Source organism: Pseudomonas sp. GZD-222 (assembly GCF_049310525.1).
In the GTDB taxonomy this organism is placed as follows: Bacteria; Pseudomonadota; Gammaproteobacteria; order Pseudomonadales; family Pseudomonadaceae; genus Aquipseudomonas.
The window spans coordinates 1-16,843 of record NZ_JBMOWO010000023.1 but is presented as its reverse complement, the minus strand read 5'-3'; the positions used below and the strand labels follow the sequence as shown (position 1 = coordinate 16,843).

Here is a 16,843-nt window from a genome sequence, read left to right as displayed (position 1 = left end):
CATTATCAGTGCTCAGTGCCGAACCTGAGCCACGCCTACCCTTGAGGAGTTTCCATGAGCGAGTTGCGTTTTACCGAAGATCACGAATGGCTGCGTAGCGAAGCTGACGGCAGCGTCACCGTCGGGATTACCGCCTTCGCCCAGAACGCCCTCGGCGATGTGGTCTACGTGCAACTGCCGGAGCTGCAGAACTACGAACAGGGCGCCGAAGCCTCGACCGTCGAATCGGTGAAGGCTGCCAGCGGTGTGTACATGCCGCTGAGCGGCGAAGTGGTAGCAGTCAACGCGCAACTTGAAGGCAACCCCGAGCTGGTCAACGAAGACCCGTTGGGCGAAGGCTGGTTCTTCCGTTTTATCCCCGCTGATGCCGGCGCCGTCGGGCAATTGCTCGACCAGGACGCCTACGACCGCCTGATCAAAGCCAACGCTGACGCCTGAGGACTCGCCATGACCATCAACCTTGGCACTGCCAACGAATTCATCGCCCGTCATATCGGCCCACGCCAGGCGGACGAACAACAGATGCTCGCCACCCTGGGCTTCGACTCTCTGGAGGCCATGAGCGCCGCCGTCATTCCTGACAGCATCAAGGGCACCAGCGTCCTGGAGCTGGGCGAAGGGCAAAGCGAAGCCGACGCCCTGGCGTCACTCAAGGCCATCGCCAGCAACAACCAGCTGTTCAAGAGCTTCATCGGCCAGGGTTACTACAACTGCCATACCCCGGCACCGATCTTGCGCAACCTCCTGGAAAACCCGGCCTGGTACACCGCCTACACCCCGTACCAGCCTGAAATTTCCCAGGGCCGCCTGGAAGCGCTGCTCAATTTCCAGACCCTGATCAGCGACCTCACCGGCCTGCCGATCGCCAACGCCTCGCTGCTTGACGAAGCCACCGCCGCTGCCGAAGCCATGACCTTCTGCAAGCGCCTGAGCAAGAACAAGAGCAGCCACGCCTTCTTCGCCTCCGTGCATTGCCACCCGCAAACCCTCGACGTGCTGCGGACTCGTGCCGAGCCACTGGGTATCGAAGTCGTCGTCGGTGATGAGCGCGAGCTCGACGATGTCAGCGCCTTCTTCGGCGCCCTGCTGCAATACCCGGCCAGCAATGGTGAAGTCTTCGACTACAGCGAGCTGGTCGCACGTTTCCACGCCGCCAATGCCCTGGTCGCGGTTGCCGCCGACCTGCTGGCGTTGACCCTGCTGACCCCGCCTGGCGAGTTTGGTGCCGACGTCGCCATCGGTAGCGCCCAGCGCTTCGGTGTACCGCTGGGCTTCGGTGGCCCACACGCCGCCTACTTCTCCACCCGCGATGCGTTCAAGCGCGACATGCCGGGCCGTCTGGTCGGTGTCTCCATCGATCGCTTCGGTAAAACCGCGCTGCGTCTGGCCATGCAGACCCGCGAGCAACACATCCGCCGCGAGAAGGCCACCAGCAACATCTGTACCGCGCAAGTACTGCTGGCCAACATCGCCAGCATGTACGCCGTCTACCACGGCCCGCAGGGTCTGAAGCAGATCGCCCAGCGCACCCACGCCCTGACCGCGATTCTGGCCGCCGGCCTCAAGCAGATCGGTGTCAACGTCGAAACCGCAGCGTTCTTCGACACCCTGACCCTGGCCACCGGCGATGCCACCGCAGCCCTGCACGACAAGGCCCGTGGTCAACGCCTGAACCTGCGCCAGATCGACGCCCAACGCCTGGGCCTGTCGCTGGACGAAACCAGCACCCAGGCTGATGTCGAAGCACTGTGGCGCCTGTTCGCGGACGGCAAAGCGGTGCCTGAGTTCAGCACCCTGGCCGCCAGCGTTCAACTGCAACTGCCGGCCACCCTGCTGCGCCAGTCGGCAATCCTTGAACACCCAGTGTTCAACCGTTACCACAGCGAAACCGAGCTGATGCGCTACCTGCGTCGCCTGGCTGACAAGGACCTGGCCCTGGACCGCACCATGATCCCTCTGGGCTCGTGCACCATGAAACTCAACGCGGCCAGCGAAATGATCCCGGTGACCTGGGCCGAGTTCGGCAACCTGCACCCGTTCGCGCCTGCCGAACAGAGCCAGGGCTACCAGCAACTGACCGACGAGCTGGAAGCCATGCTCTGCGCCGCCACCGGCTACGATGCCGTGTCGCTCCAACCCAACGCCGGCTCCCAGGGCGAGTACGCAGGTCTCCTGGCCATTCGTGCCTACCACCAGAGCCGTGGCGATGCCCGCCGCGACATCTGCCTGATCCCGTCTTCGGCACACGGCACCAACCCGGCCACCGCCCATATGGCCGGTATGCGGGTGGTGGTGACGGCGTGTGACGCACGTGGCAACGTTGATATCGAAGACCTGCGCGCCAAGGCTATCGAGCACCGCGAGCACCTCGCCGCACTGATGATTACCTACCCTTCGACCCACGGCGTGTTCGAAGAAGCCATCGGTGAAATCTGCGCGATCATCCACGACAACGGCGGCCAGGTGTACATCGACGGCGCCAATATGAACGCCATGGTCGGCCTCTGCGCTCCGGGCAAGTTCGGCGGCGACGTCTCGCACCTGAACCTGCACAAGACCTTCTGCATTCCGCACGGTGGTGGCGGCCCGGGTGTCGGCCCGATCGGGGTCAAATCGCACCTGGCGCCGTTCCTGCCAGGTCACGCGCACATGCAGAACAAGCAAGGCGCGGTCTGCGCCGCACCGTTCGGCAGCGCCAGCATTCTGCCGATCACCTGGATGTACATTCGCATGATGGGCGGCGCCGGTCTCAAGCGTGCCTCGCAGATGGCGATCCTCAATGCCAACTACATCGCCCGCCGCCTGGAAGAGCACTATCCTGTGTTGTACACCGGCAGTAATGGTTTGGTGGCCCACGAGTGCATCCTCGACCTGCGCCCGCTCAAGGACAGCAGCGGCATCAGCGTCGACGACGTGGCCAAGCGCCTGATCGATTTCGGTTTCCACGCTCCGACCATGTCGTTCCCGGTAGCCGGCACACTGATGATCGAACCGACCGAAAGCGAGTCCAAAGAAGAGCTGGATCGCTTCTGCGAGGCGATGATCCGCATCCGCGAAGAGATTCGTGCGGTGGAGAGCGGCAGCCTGGACAAGGACGACAACCCGCTGAAGAACGCGCCGCATACGGCCGCTGAAATCGCCGGTGAGTGGAGCCATCCGTACAGCCGCGAGCAGGCGGTGTATCCGCTGGCCACTCTGGTGGAAGGCAAGTACTGGCCACCGGTCGGTCGCGTCGACAACGTGTTTGGCGACCGCAATCTTGTCTGCGCCTGCCCGTCGATCGAGAGCTATCAGGACGTCTGACGGCCTCTTCGCGGGGCAAGCCCGCTCCCACTGTGGGAGCGGGCTTGCCCCGCGAGAGCCTTCACCATCAAGAGGGTACGACCATGTCATTAAGCGTCTTCGACCTGTTCAAGATCGGCATCGGCCCCTCCAGTTCCCATACCGTAGGCCCCATGCGCGCCGCTGCGCGGTTTGCCGAAGGCCTGCGGCGCGATGGCCTGCTGACCACCACGGTCAGCGTCAAGGCTGAACTCTATGGCTCGCTCGGTGCCACCGGCAAAGGCCACGGCAGCGACAAGGCCGTGCTGCTGGGGCTGGAAGGTGAGCACCCCGACAGCGTCGACACCGAAAGCATTCCCGCTCGCCTGCAGGCTATCCGCAGCAGTGGGAGGCTGAAGCTGCTGGGTGAACACGACATCGAGTTCGTCGAAAAACAGCACCTGGCGATGATTCGCAAACCCCTGGCCTATCACCCCAACGGCATGATCTTTCGCGCCTTCGACCACGCTGGCCTGCAGATTCGCAGCCGCGAGTACTACTCGGTAGGCGGTGGCTTCGTCGTTGATGAAGATGCCGCGGGTGCCGACCGCATTGTCGAAGACAGTACCGTGCTGCCCTACCCGTTCAAGACAGCCAAGGAACTGCTCGGCCACTGCACAGCACAACACCTGTCGATCAGTCAGGTGATGCTCGCCAACGAAGCGGCCTGGCGCCCGGAAAGCGAAACCCGCAGCGGCTTGCTGCGCATCTGGCAAGTGATGCAGGACTGCGTCGCCGCCGGTTGTCGCAACGAAGGCATCTTGCCCGGTGGGCTGAAGGTCAAACGCCGGGCAGCTGCGCTGTATCGCCAGCTCTGCAACAATCCGGAGGCGAGCCTGCGCGACGCGCTTTCGGTGCTGGACTGGGTCAACCTCTATGCCCTCGCCGTCAACGAGGAAAACGCCTTTGGCGGGCGGGTCGTCACTGCCCCCACCAATGGCGCCGCCGGCATCGTCCCGGCCGTCCTGCACTACTACATACGCTTCATTCCCGGCGCCAACGAAGATGGCGTGGTGCGCTTCCTGCTCACCGCGGCGGCCATCGGCATTCTCTACAAGGAAAACGCCTCGATCTCCGGTGCCGAAGTGGGCTGCCAGGGCGAGGTGGGCGTGGCCTGTTCGATGGCCGCCGGGGCCCTGTGCGAGGTCATGGGCGGCAGCGTACAACAGGTTGAGAACGCCGCCGAAATCGGTATGGAACACAACCTGGGCCTGACCTGCGATCCGATCGGCGGGCTGGTCCAGGTGCCGTGCATCGAGCGCAATGCGATGGGCTCGGTCAAGGCCATCAATGCGGTGCGCATGGCCCTGCGCGGCGACGGTCAGCACTTCGTCTCCCTCGACAAGGTCATTCGTACCATGCGCCAGACCGGCGCCGACATGAAAAGCAAATACAAGGAGACCGCCCGCGGCGGTCTGGCCGTCAACATCATCGAGTGCTGACACCCTCACAAGCCCCAAGGAGTCATCAATGTCCACCGAAACGCTGCAAAAGACCCCGCTGCATGCCCTGCACCTGGAACTGGGCGCACGCATGGTGCCGTTCGCAGGCTACGACATGCCGGTTCAGTACCCGCTGGGGGTGATGAAAGAGCACCTGCACACGCGTGAACAGGCGGGTCTGTTCGATGTCTCGCACATGGGCCAGATCCGCCTGACCGGCGCCAACGCCGCCAAGGCCCTGGAAACCCTGGTGCCGGTCGACATCATCGACCTGCCGGTGGGCATGCAGCGTTACGCAATGTTCACCAACGAACAAGGCGGCATCCTCGACGACCTGATGGTTGCCAACCTGGGTAACGATGAACTGTTCCTGGTGGTCAACGCCGCCTGCAAGGACCAGGACCTGGCCCACCTGCGCCAGCACATCGGCGACCAGTGCCAGATCCAGCCGCTGTTCGAAGAACGTGCCCTGCTGGCCCTGCAAGGCCCGGCGGCGGTCAAGGTACTGGAACGTCTGGCGCCTGCGGTGGCGCAGATGACCTTCATGCAATTCCAGCCGGTGCAACTGCTGGGTGCCGACTGCTATATCAGTCGCTCGGGCTACACCGGCGAAGACGGTTTCGAGATTTCCGTTCCGGCCGATAAAGCCGAAGCGCTCGCTCGCCGCCTGCTGGCCGAGCCGGAAGTCGCCGCCATCGGCCTCGGCGCCCGCGACTCGCTGCGCCTGGAGGCCGGCCTGTGCCTGTACGGCCACGACATGAATACTCAGACCACACCGATCGAAGCCAGCCTGCTGTGGGCCATCTCCAAGGTGCGCCGTGCTGATGGCGAACGCGCCGGTGGTTTCCCGGGTGCAGCGGCGATCTTTGCCCAACAGCAAACTGGTGTTGCAAGTAAACGCGTAGGACTGTTGCCACAGGAGCGTACACCGGTACGCGAAGGTGCTGAGATCGTCGACGAAGCCGGCACTGTCATCGGTACTGTTTGCAGCGGCGGTTTCGGACCGAGCCTGAATGCACCCGTGGCAATGGGTTACCTGGATGCCGCACATACTGCACTGGAAACAGCAGTCTGGGCGATTGTTCGCGGCAAGCGTGTTGCAATGAAAGTCAGCAAGATGCCATTCGTTGCACAGCGCTACTATCGCGGCTGAATCGTTAGTTGAAACTTTGTGTCATGACGCGTTCGGATCTTCGAATTCGAACGCGTTTTATTACTTTCGAAAAGCATCGCCGCGCACGCTGGAATGAGCAGAAAAAAATCGACCGAACGGCTGCTAAAAGGTAGAGCGGGAGCGGCTTTGAGGGCTTGTTTTTGCCGACAGAGTTAGCGTAGAGTCACTGCACTGTGTTTGCATGGGTCGCTATGGTTCGTGACCTGGGCAGTAGCGCTGAGATTTGCTACAACCCGTTCGACGTCTCTTACTTTCCTGCAACCCAGCCCAGTACTCTTTCATTTGGAAGAAGCTGTTACTAATTCTAAGTTTCAAAGGAAATAAGACAATGTCCCAACGTCAGAGCGGTACCGTCAAGTGGTTTAACGACGAGAAAGGTTTTGGTTTCATCACTCCAGAAAGCGGTCCGGATCTGTTCGTACACTTCCGCGCTATCCAGGGTAACGGCTTCAAGAGCCTGAAAGAAGGCCAGAAAGTTACCTTTATCGCCGTGCAAGGCCAGAAAGGCATGCAGGCTGACGAAGTTCAAGCCGAAGGCTGATCTTCATCAACAAAGAAGCCCCTGCTGGCAACAGCAGGGGCTTTTTTGTGCGCGCAATTCCGTAGAATGGCCGTTTTGCCCAAGGAGGGCCACTGTATGCCCAAGCCGTTGTTGCAGCCCCAGGGTGATTTCCCCGTCGTCGGCCTCGGTCGTCGCCTGGCTGCCATGTTCTACGATTTCCTGCTGTGTACCGCGCTGCTGATCGTCACCGCCGGGGTGTACAAGATGATCCAGATGGCGATCATCGGTGAAGCGCAGATGCGCACACTGACCGACGCTGGTGCCCTGGACGGGGATCCGTTGCTGTCGACGGTCCTGGTGTTCGCGCTATTCGGCTTCTTCGCCAAGTTCTGGACCCATGGCGGGCAGACCCTGGGCATGCAGGTATGGCGTATTCGCGTCCAGAACGCCGATGGCAGCGCCATCAGCCTGTGGCAAGCCTTGCTGCGCTTCGTCGTCGCCATCGCCTCGTGGCTGTGCCTGGGCCTGGGTTTCATCTGGTCGCTGTTCGACAAGCGCCGCCGTACCTGGCATGACATCTACTCCGACACTCAGCTGGTCCAGTTACCCAAAGTGAAAAAATAACCGAGACAGGACTAGGGTCCTTGGATTGGGTTGGGTTGTTCTGACTGCGAGCTTATCCATTTGGTGTGGCGCCGCTGCTAGCCCCTTCCGCCCTTACGGCGGCCTACTTTCCTCTTGGGGAAAGTAGGCAAAGCCGCCTACTCCTGCATACGGCCCTACGCTACGCTCCGGGTCCCTTCGCTCCGGTGCCCTCCAGGGGCATCGCGGCCTACGACTTGCTGCGCCAAGTCTACGACTCGCGAACTTCGGCCAAGGCCGAAGGGTGCTGCGCACCTGCCCCCTCCAGACACCTACACTCAGCCTCCTGAAGTCGCAAAGTTACGGGCGGCGCCCGTGCTGACGCATCTTCGAAATCAAGTCTGGCGGAGCCAGACTGAAGCCTTGCGGGCAAACCCGCTTCTGACCTTGCTCTTGATCTTGATCTTCATCCACGCCAGTGCAGGCGCCGCGAACTGCGACTTCAGGAGGCTGAGTGGAGGTGCCTGTAGGGGCCGGTGCGCAGCACCTTCGGCGTAGCCGAAGAACGCGAGCCGTAGACTTGGCGCAGCAAGTCGTAGGCCGCGTGGCCCTGGAAGGTGCCGGAGCGAAGGGACCCGGAGCGCAGCGTAGGGCCGTATGCAGGAGCGAGCGGTTTTGCTGGAACTGTCCCTTGGCAGCGGCGCCACACCAAATGGATAAGCTCACAGCCACAACAGCCCAGCCCAGCCCAGCCCAGCCCAGCCCAGCCCAGCCCCAAGGATCATAGCCCCGAGATGCCATGAAGAACTCAAAAAAAAACCGACCCTAAGGTCGGTTTTTTCATGCACGCAACGTTTACCCAGCGCGTCGCAACATCCAGAATCCGGCACCGGCGCAGATCGCCGCCGGTATCACCACCGCCAGCAACGGCGGGAAGCCGAATACCTGACTTGACGGTCCGAGCAGGTCCTGGGCGATACGGAACACAAAGCCCACCAGCACACCGGTAAAGACGCGCTGACCCAAGGTAACCGAACGCAGCGGACCGAAGATGAAGGAAATGGCCATCAGCACCAGGGCTGCGGTGACCATCGGCTGCAGGACCTTGGTCCAGAATGCCAGCCAGTAGCGCGCATTGTTAAGGCCTTGATCGGACAGGTAGTGGATGTAATCCCACAGCCCGGTGATCGACAGCGACTCTGGTGCCAGCACTACGGTATTGAGCAGTTGCGGCGTGACGGTAACATCCCAGCGCTCTACCGGTGCCTTGACGACCTCGGTGTGGTCACCACGGAAATGCGTGGTAGTCACATCGCTCAGTTGCCAGTGATCTTCCTGGTACTGGGCACGACGGGCAAAGCTCGAGGTCAGCAGATGACGCTCGTTGTCGAAGCGGTAGCGGGTTACGCCATACAACAGGCCATTGGGCTGCACCGAGTTGATGTGCACGAACTCATCACCCTGGCGGTGCCACATACCACGTTTGGAGCTTTGCGCTTCGCCGCTGCCCTGAGCCAGCGAACGATCGGCCTGGGCCTTGTTTTCGGTGACCGGCGCCAGGTACTCGCCAATCAGGATACCGGCCAGCATCAATACCAGCATCGGCTTCATCACCGCCCAGACGATGCGTCCGATCGACACCCCGGCAGCGCGCATGATGGTCAGCTCACTGCTGCTGGCCAGGCTGCCCAGGCCGATCAGGCAGCCGATCAGGGCCGCCATCGGCAACATGTCGTACAGGCGGCGTGGCGCGGTGAGCAACACGAAGTTGCCCGCATCCCACAGGGTATAGCTGTCAGTGATGTCGCCCATCTCATCGATAAAGGCAAACAGCGAAGCTAGACCCAGGATGATCCCGAGCACGGCAAGAATGGCCATCAGCACGCTCTTGCCGATGTAACGGTCGAGCTTAACCATGGGCCACCTCCGCACGACGCGCGGCACGCTTGAGGCGTAGAGGCTCCCAGTACATCAAGCCGAGGCCGATGAGCAGGAACACAGCATGGACCCACCAGATACCCAATTCGATCGGCAATTTGCCTTTTTCCAGGGCACCGCGCACAGCAATCAGCATTGTCAGGTACGCCATATACAGAAGAATTGCCGGCAGCAACTTGAGGAAGCGGCCCTGGCGCGGATTGACCCGTGACAGCGGCACTGCCAGCAGGGTTACCACGAACACCAGCAGCGGCAACGACAGGCGCCATTGCAGCTCGGCCCGGTCGCGACGCAGCTCGCTGCCAAACAGTTCGGAGGTCGGGATGGCCTCGCGGTCAGTGATTTCTTCGCTGACTTCCGGCTTGGGCAACAGTACACCGTAGGTGTCGTACTGGATGGCACGGTAGTCGGCCTGCCCTGGGTTACCGTCATAGCGGTAGCCGTTTTCCAGAATCAGGTAACGATTGCCATCGGCACCGATTTCCTGACGGCCCTTTTCCGCAACCAGTACTGAAGGTGCGCGTTCCTTGCTCTTGTCCTGCGAGAAACGCTTCTCGGAGATGAACACGCCCGCCAGGTTGCCGCGGTCTTCGGACAACTGCTCGGTGTAAGTGACCCGGGTGCCATCGCGCAAGGTCTGGAAGCGGCCCGGTACCAGGGTATCGAACTCGGTCAGGGCATCCTGCTGGTTGATGATCTTCGCCACCTGGGTAACGCCCTGAGGCGCCAGCCCCAGACTCAGCCAGGCCACCAGCAAGGCCACCAGCGCAGCGGGCGCCATGGTCATGCCCAGCAGACGCTGCTGGCTCATGCCGGTAGCCGACAGCACGGTCATCTCGCTTTCCAGGTACAGGCGACCGTAGGCCAGGAGGATTCCGAGGAATAACCCCAGCGGCAGAATCAACTGCAGAAAGCCTGGCAGGCGATAGCCCATGATCAGGAACAGCACACCCGGATCGAGCACACCCTGAGCCGCCTGGGCCAGGTATTTGATGAAGCGCCCGCTCATGATGATCACCAGCAGCACGGCGCTGACGGCACTCAAGGTCACCAGGACCTCGCGGGACAGATATCGGAAGACGATCAAACCAGACACTCCTGGGTTGTCAGGCTCGGACAGCCAAACAAAAAATCCATAACAGCCAAGATAGTTGCGGGTTTGCCTGGGCGAACCTGCACAAAAGTTGGCGCATTATCCTGTGATTGGCCGTGCCTGTCACTGGCGATGCACAATGCTTCATTAACGGGGTTGTCAGGTCGGACCGAGCAGGCTCAAACTGGCGGCTTTCTCACTGGCACGCGACCACGCGGCCAGCTCGCTTAAAGTGCCTGCACAGACAGCGCACAAAGACAGATCATTCGGGGAACCTGACATGGAACTGGTTGTAAAAAGCGTAGCCGCTGCATCCTTGAAAACCGCCACACTGGTACTCCCGGTCGGCGAAGGCCGCAAACTCGGCGCCAGCGCCAACGCTGTCGACGAAGCCTGCGGCGGTGCCCTCAGCGCCGTACTCAAGCGTGGCGACCTGACCGGCAAGCTGGGCCAGACCCTGTTGCTGCAAAGCCTGCCCAACCTCAAGGCCGAGCGTGTACTGCTGGTCGGCACCGGCAAGGACACCGAACTGGGTGACCGCAGCTGGCGCAAGGTGGTTGCCGCCGTACTGGCAGTGCTCAAGGGCCTCAACGGTAGCGACGCGGTACTGGCGCTGGACGATGTCGCCGTCACTGGCCGCGATGCTTTCTATGGCAAGTCGCGCCTGCTGGCCGAAACCCTGCTCGACGGTGAATATGTCTTCGACCAGTTCAAGAGCAAAAAAGCCGAACCTCGCGCCCTGAAGAAAATCACCCTGCTGGCCGACAAGGCCGGTGCCGCCGACGTCCAGCGTGCGGTCAAGCACGCCAGCGCCATCGCCGCCGGCATGAGCTTCGCCCGCGACCTCGGCAACCTGCCGCCCAACGTCTGCCATCCAAGCTACCTGGCCGATCAGGCCAAGGGCCTGGGCAAAGCCCACAAGGGCCTCAAGGTCGAAGTGCTCGACGAGAAAAAGATCAAAGAGCTGGGCATGGGCGCCTTCTACGCCGTAGGCCAGGGCAGCGATCAACCGCCACGCCTGATCGTGCTCAACTACCAGGGCGGAAAGAAAAGCGAGAAGCCGTTCGTACTGGTCGGCAAGGGCATCACCTTCGATACCGGCGGCATCAGCCTCAAGCCCGGTGCCGGCATGGATGAAATGAAGTACGACATGGGCGGTGCAGCCAGTGTCTTCGGTACCCTGCGTGCGGTGCTCGAACTGCAACTGCCGATCAACCTGGTGTGCCTGCTGGCCTGTGCCGAGAACATGCCGAGCGGCGGTGCCACGCGTCCAGGCGATATCGTCACCACCATGAGCGGGCAGACTGTAGAGATCCTCAACACCGACGCCGAAGGTCGCCTGGTGCTGTGCGACACCCTGACCTACGCCGAACGTTTCAAGCCTCAGGCCGTGGTCGACATCGCCACCCTGACCGGCGCCTGCATCGTCGCCCTGGGCAGCCACACCTCGGGCCTGATGGGTAACAACGACGAGTTGGTCGGCCAGTTGCTCGACGCCGGCAAGCGTGCCGACGACCGCGCCTGGCAGTTGCCACTGTTCGACGAGTACCAGGAGCAGCTGGACAGCCCGTTCGCCGACATTGCCAACATTGGCGGCCCGAAAGCCGGCACCATCACTGCCGCTTGCTTCCTGTCGCGCTTTGCCAAGGCCTACAACTGGGCCCACCTGGATATCGCCGGCACCGCCTGGATCAGCGGCGGCAAGGACAAGGGCGCCACTGGCCGTCCGGTCCCGCTGCTGACCCAGTACCTGCTCGACCGCGCCAACGCCTGAGTGAATGCCGGCCGCCTCTACCCTTGGGTGTAAGGCGGCTGGCGCACTGACCATGAGCAAAGTTGATTTCTACATTCTGCCCAGCGACGCGCCCTCGGCGCGCCTGGATTTTGCCTGCAAGCTCTGCGACAAGGCCTGGCGTATGGGGCATCAGGTCTACCTGCACTGCGCCGACGCCACTCAGCGCGACGAACTGGATGCCCGCTTGTGGGCGTTCAAGGGTGAAGCGTTCGTGCCGCACAATGGCGCCGAAGAACAGCCACAAGGTAGCGTGGTGTTGGGCCTGGGTGACGATGCCGGCAGCCATCAGGACCTGCTGATCAACCTCGACCTCAGGGTTCCGCCGTTCGCTTCGCGCTTTGCCCGCATCGCCGAAATCGTGGTCGAGGAACCGACAATCTGTCAGGCTGCCCGCGAGAGTTTCCGTTTCTACCGCGAACAGGGCTATGCTCTGCAAGATCACCGCTTACAGCGACTCTGAAGACAATGGATAAACCCACTCCCTTGCCCCAATCTGCACACCTGCTGGACGACCTCGAGTCGATCCGCCAACTGCTGGGCGACGAATCCCTTGAGCCGCCACTGCTGACCGACACGGTTGAAGAGCAGATTCCACTGCTGCTCGAAGAGGCTGAGCCTGCCCCTGTGGTTGTTCCGGCGCCTGCCCCCGAACCACCGCTCGACCCACAGGCAAAGCGCCAGGAAACCCTGCTGCACCTGGATGCCGAGCTGCGCGCTGCCGCTCAGTTGATCATGCAAGACGTGATCAACGACTTTACCCCGCACATCGAGAACGAAATCAAGCGCCGGCTTGATGCCCGTCTCGAGCGTTTGCTCAACCAGTAACCAGAATGAATCGCGGTGCGACGACTCGACTTGCCCCGCGATGTTTTTGCCTCCTGCCATCACCTCATGCTACGCCCCGGCACTTATCCCCGTTATACTGCTCGGCTTTCCTGAATAAATGCCATAGGGTCCCGCCGCGCATGGATAAGACCTACCAGCCACACGCTATTGAAACTTCCTGGTACAACACCTGGGAGTCCGAGAATTATTTCGCTCCGCAAGGCGAGGGCGATTCCTACACCATCATGATCCCGCCGCCGAACGTCACCGGCAGCCTGCACATGGGTCACGGCTTCAACAACGCGATCATGGATGCCCTGATCCGTTTCCGCCGCATGCAGGGTCGTAACACCCTGTGGCAGCCGGGTACCGACCACGCCGGTATCGCCACGCAGATGCTGGTCGAGCGTCAACTCGAGGCCAAAGGCCAGAACCGCCACGACCTGGGTCGCGAGAAATTCCTGGAAAAAGTCTGGGAATGGAAAGACCAGTCCGGTGGCAACATCAGCCGCCAGATTCGCCGCCTGGGCTCCTCGGTCGACTGGAGCCGTGAGCGTTTCACCATGGACGACGGCCTGTCCGAAGCGGTCAAAGAGGCTTTCGTGCGCCTGCACGAAGACGGCCTGATCTACCGCGGCAAGCGTCTGGTCAATTGGGATACCAAGCTGCACACAGCGATCTCCGACCTCGAAGTGGAAAACCACGACGAGAAGGGCCACCTGTGGAACCTGCGTTACCCGCTGGCTGATGGCGCCAAGACGGCCGACGGCAAGGACTACCTGATCGTTGCCACCACTCGTCCGGAAACCATGCTCGGCGACGCCGCCGTTGCCGTAAACCCGGAAGACGAGCGCTACAAGGCGCTGATCGGCAAGTTCGTCGATTTGCCACTGGTTGGCCGCCGCATCCCGATCATCGCTGACGACTACTGCGACCCTGAATTCGGCACCGGTTGTGTGAAAATCACCCCGGCTCACGACTTCAACGACTACGAAGTCGGCAAGCGCCACAACCTGCCGCTGCTGAACATCTTCGACAAGAACGCCTTCGTGCTACCTGCTGCCCAGGTGTTCAACCTCGACGGTAGCGTCAATGAAAGCGTCGACGCCACCCTCCCCGCCCAGTACGCCGGTCTTGACCGCTTCGTGGCGCGCAAGCAGATCGTTGCCGATTTCGACGCCGCCGGCCTGCTGGTCAGCGTCGACGACCACGCCCTGAAAGTACCGAAAGGCGACCGGTCCGGCACCGTTATCGAGCCGTGGCTGACCGACCAATGGTACGTCTCGACCAAACCACTGGCCGAGCCTGCAATTGCCGCTGTCGAAGACGGCCGCATCCAGTTCGTACCCAAGCAGTACGAGAACATGTATTTCTCCTGGATGCGCGATATCCAGGACTGGTGCATCAGCCGCCAGCTGTGGTGGGGCCACCGTATTCCGGCCTGGTACGACGAGTCCGGCAAGGTCTACGTTGGCCGCAGCGAAGAAGAAGTGCGCAGCAAGCACAACCTCGGTGCCGACGTGGTCCTGAACCAGGACAACGACGTACTCGACACCTGGTTCAGCTCGGGCCTGTGGACCTTCTCGACCCTGGGCTGGCCGCAGCAGACCGAATTCCTGAAGAAATTCCACTCCACCGACGTGCTGGTCACCGGTTTCGACATCATTTTCTTCTGGGTTGCCCGGATGATCATGCTGACCATGCACCTGGTGAAGAACGAAGATGGCACCCCGCAAGTGCCGTTCAAGACGGTCTACGTTCATGGTCTGGTCCGCGATGGCCAGGGCCAGAAGATGTCCAAGTCCAAGGGCAACGTTCTGGACCCGCTGGACATCGTCGACGGTATCACCCTCGACGAGCTGCTGGAAAAACGCACCAGCGGCCTGATGCAGCCAAAGCTGGCCGAGAAGATCGCCAAGCAGACCAAGGCCGAGTTCCCGGAAGGTATCGCCAGCTACGGCACCGATGCCTTGCGCTTCACCTTCTGCTCGCTGGCCTCGACCGGTCGCGACATCAAGTTCGACATGGGCCGCGTCGAAGGCTATCGCAACTTCTGCAACAAGATCTGGAACGCCGCCCGCTACGTGCTGGACAAGGGCGAAGACTGCGGCCAGAACGGCGAAGCCTACGAGCTGTCGCTGGCGGATCGCTGGATCATCTCCCAGCTGCAGCGTACCGAAGCCGAAGTTACCCGTCAGCTGGAGCAGTTCCGCTTCGACCTGGCCGCTCAGGCGCTCTACGAGTTCATCTGGAACCAGTACTGCGACTGGTACCTGGAACTGTCCAAGCCTGTGCTGTGGGACGAAAACGCTCCAGTCGAGCGTGCTCGTGGCACCCGTCGCACCCTGGTGCGCGTACTGGAAGTAGCCTTGCGCCTGGCGCATCCGTTCATGCCGTTCATCACCGAAGAAATCTGGCAGCGCCTGGCGCCGCTGGCCGGTGCCGAAGGCAAGACCATCATGCTGCAGCCGTGGCCGGTGGCCAACGAAAGCCGCATTGATGCGGCGGCCGAAGACGACATCGAATGGCTCAAGGAGCTGATGCTCGGCGTGCGCAATATCCGCGGCGAGATGAACATCGGCCCGGGCAAGCCGCTGCAACTGTTCCTCAAAAACGCCAGTGCCGAAGACCAGCGCCGCCTGCAGGAAAACGAGGCGCTGCTGAAGAAGCTGGCGAAGATCGAGTCCTTCACCGTACTGGGCGAGCAGGATGAAGCCCCACTGAGCGCCACCGCGCTGGTGGGCGACCTGCAAGTGCTGGTGCCGATGGCTGGCCTGATCGACAAGGATGCGGAACTGGCGCGCCTGAACAAGGAAATCCAGCGTCTGCAAGGCGAAGTCCAGCGTGTCGGTGGCAAGCTGTCCAATGCCGCCTTCGTCGACAAGGCACCGCCTGCGGTGATCGACAAGGAACGCGCCAAGCTGGCCGAAGCCGAACAGGCCCTGGCCAACTTCACCGAGCAGCATGCGCGGATTGCCGCGCTGTAACGATCGCTGTACTCAGTGATGCTATCGCGGGGGGGGAAAAGCCCCCACAGAACGGTTGGGGGGGGGGATGAGTGGTGTTGTGGAGGGTAAAGCCCGTTTCCACAGGGTTGGGGGGAGCGGGCTTGACCCGCGATGCATTCAACCGGACAAAGGCAATGACCACACCCAGCAAACCGACCCTGCACCCGCGCAACCGCCACCAGGGTCGCTACAACTTCCCCGATCTGATCAAGAGCAGCCCCGAACTGGGTCGGTTCATGATCACCAATCCCCACGGCAAACCCAGCATCGACTTTGCCAACCCCGACGCCGTCCGGGTGTTCAACCGTGCCCTGCTCAAAGCCCAGTACGGCATCCAGCACTGGGATATTCCTGCCGACTATCTGTGCCCGCCAATTCCCGGCCGCGCCGACTACATCCATGTAGCGGCCGACCTGCTCGCCGATAACAACAACGGCGAGATTCCCCGCGGCGCTCAAGTCCGTGCCCTGGATATTGGCGTCGGTGCCAACTGCATCTACCCGTTGCTGGGCCACAGCGACTATCGCTGGCGCTTTCTCGGCTCGGACATCGACGCCACCGCCCTGGCCGCTGCCAAGGCCATCGTTCAGGCCAACGGCCTGGACAAGGCCATCAGCTTGCGCCAGCAAAGCAATCGCAAGCACATCCTGCTCGGTCTGCTAGAAGACGACGAACGTTACGACCTGACGCTGTGCAACCCGCCCTTCCATGCTTCGCGCGAGGAAGCCACCCGCGGCAGTCAGCGCAAGTGGCGAGCCCTGGGCAAAGCCGATCCCAAGCGCAAATTGCCGGTGTTGAACTTTGGCGGGCAGAACAACGAGCTGTGGTGCGAAGGTGGTGAAATCCGCTTCGTCAGCCAGCTGGCGGCAGAAAGCGCTGCGCTCGGACAGCAGGTGCTGTGGTTCACCTCTCTGGTGTCCAAGGCATCAAACCTGCCCGGCATCCAGGCCGCGTTGAAGAAGGCCGGCGTAAAGGACCTGCGCATTGTCGAGATGGGCCAGGGCCAGAAACAGAGCCGCATGGTCGCCTGGACCTTCCAGGATGCCAACGCCCGCCAGGCTTGGCGCCAGAGCCGCTGGACAGCCAAGTAAAACCTGTAGGAGCGGGCTTGCCCCGCGATCGCGGTTTGTCAGTCAGATCGTATCGCGGGGCAAGCCCGCTCC

At 61.8% G+C, this 16,843-nt stretch carries 13 protein-coding genes; 11 read left to right on the top strand and 2 right to left on the bottom strand.

Features of this window, described 5'->3' with window-relative positions; genetic code table 11:
* Positions 1-54 precede the first annotated feature (54 nt).
* The 6 genes from gcvH to ACO6VD_RS04470 all read left to right on the top strand — a co-directional run bounded on the left by gcvH (position 55) and on the right by ACO6VD_RS04470 (position 7,063).
* Positions 55-438 carry a glycine cleavage system protein GcvH gene (gcvH, locus tag ACO6VD_RS04495; protein WP_422417308.1) on the top strand — a complete coding sequence of 128 codons (384 nt, stop codon included), beginning with the start codon at positions 55-57 and terminating at the stop codon, positions 436-438.
* 9 nt (positions 439-447) lie between these two features.
* On the top strand, positions 448-3,303 hold the full coding sequence (gene gcvP, locus ACO6VD_RS04490) for an aminomethyl-transferring glycine dehydrogenase (protein ID WP_422417307.1): 2,856 nt from the start codon (positions 448-450) through the stop codon (positions 3,301-3,303).
* An 83-nt stretch (positions 3,304-3,386) separates the two neighbouring features.
* Complete coding sequence (locus tag ACO6VD_RS04485; RefSeq protein ID WP_422417306.1) at positions 3,387-4,763, top strand: L-serine ammonia-lyase; 1,377 nt, start codon at positions 3,387-3,389, stop codon at positions 4,761-4,763.
* A 28-nt stretch (positions 4,764-4,791) separates the two neighbouring features.
* Positions 4,792-5,916, top strand: coding sequence for a glycine cleavage system aminomethyltransferase GcvT (gene gcvT / locus ACO6VD_RS04480; protein ID WP_422417305.1), 1,125 nt, complete (start codon positions 4,792-4,794; stop codon positions 5,914-5,916).
* A 349-nt stretch (positions 5,917-6,265) separates the two neighbouring features.
* Positions 6,266-6,478: a cold-shock protein gene (locus ACO6VD_RS04475; RefSeq protein WP_007931076.1), complete on the top strand. Its 213-nt coding sequence runs from the start codon at positions 6,266-6,268 to the stop codon at positions 6,476-6,478.
* Positions 6,479-6,574: 96 nt separating this feature from the next.
* The gene (locus ACO6VD_RS04470) at positions 6,575-7,063 is read left to right on the top strand and encodes an RDD family protein (RefSeq protein ID WP_400174127.1); all 489 of its coding nucleotides are present in this window, start codon (positions 6,575-6,577) and stop codon (positions 7,061-7,063) included.
* An 813-nt stretch (positions 7,064-7,876) separates the two neighbouring features.
* Here ACO6VD_RS04470 and lptG read toward each other — a convergent pair.
* On the bottom strand, positions 7,877-8,938 hold the full coding sequence (gene lptG / locus ACO6VD_RS04465) for an LPS export ABC transporter permease LptG (RefSeq protein ID WP_400174025.1): 1,062 nt from the start codon (positions 8,936-8,938) through the stop codon (positions 7,877-7,879).
* Positions 8,931-10,046, bottom strand: a complete 1,116-nt coding sequence (lptF, locus tag ACO6VD_RS04460) for an LPS export ABC transporter permease LptF (protein WP_422417304.1) — start codon at positions 10,044-10,046, stop codon at positions 8,931-8,933. The genes lptG and lptF overlap by 8 nt, the downstream gene beginning before the upstream one ends.
* Before the next feature lie 286 nt (positions 10,047-10,332).
* Here lptF and ACO6VD_RS04455 point away from each other — a divergent pair, with 286 nt between their 5' ends.
* The 5 genes from ACO6VD_RS04455 (at position 10,333) to rlmF (ending at position 16,771) form a co-directional block, all read left to right on the top strand.
* Complete coding sequence (locus tag ACO6VD_RS04455; protein WP_422417303.1) at positions 10,333-11,826, top strand: leucyl aminopeptidase; 1,494 nt, start codon at positions 10,333-10,335, stop codon at positions 11,824-11,826.
* Between the two features lie 52 nt (positions 11,827-11,878).
* Positions 11,879-12,307, top strand: a complete 429-nt coding sequence (locus tag ACO6VD_RS04450) for a DNA polymerase III subunit chi (protein ID WP_422417302.1) — start codon at positions 11,879-11,881, stop codon at positions 12,305-12,307.
* Between the two features lie 5 nt (positions 12,308-12,312).
* Complete coding sequence (locus ACO6VD_RS04445; RefSeq protein WP_422417301.1) at positions 12,313-12,672, top strand: DNA polymerase III subunit chi; 360 nt, start codon at positions 12,313-12,315, stop codon at positions 12,670-12,672.
* Between the two features lie 140 nt (positions 12,673-12,812).
* Positions 12,813-15,659, top strand: coding sequence for a valine--tRNA ligase (locus ACO6VD_RS04440; RefSeq protein ID WP_422417300.1), 2,847 nt, complete (start codon positions 12,813-12,815; stop codon positions 15,657-15,659).
* 155 nt (positions 15,660-15,814) lie between these two features.
* Complete coding sequence (rlmF, locus tag ACO6VD_RS04435) at positions 15,815-16,771, top strand: 23S rRNA (adenine(1618)-N(6))-methyltransferase RlmF (protein ID WP_422417299.1); 957 nt, start codon at positions 15,815-15,817, stop codon at positions 16,769-16,771.
* Positions 16,772-16,843: the final 72 nt, after the last annotated feature.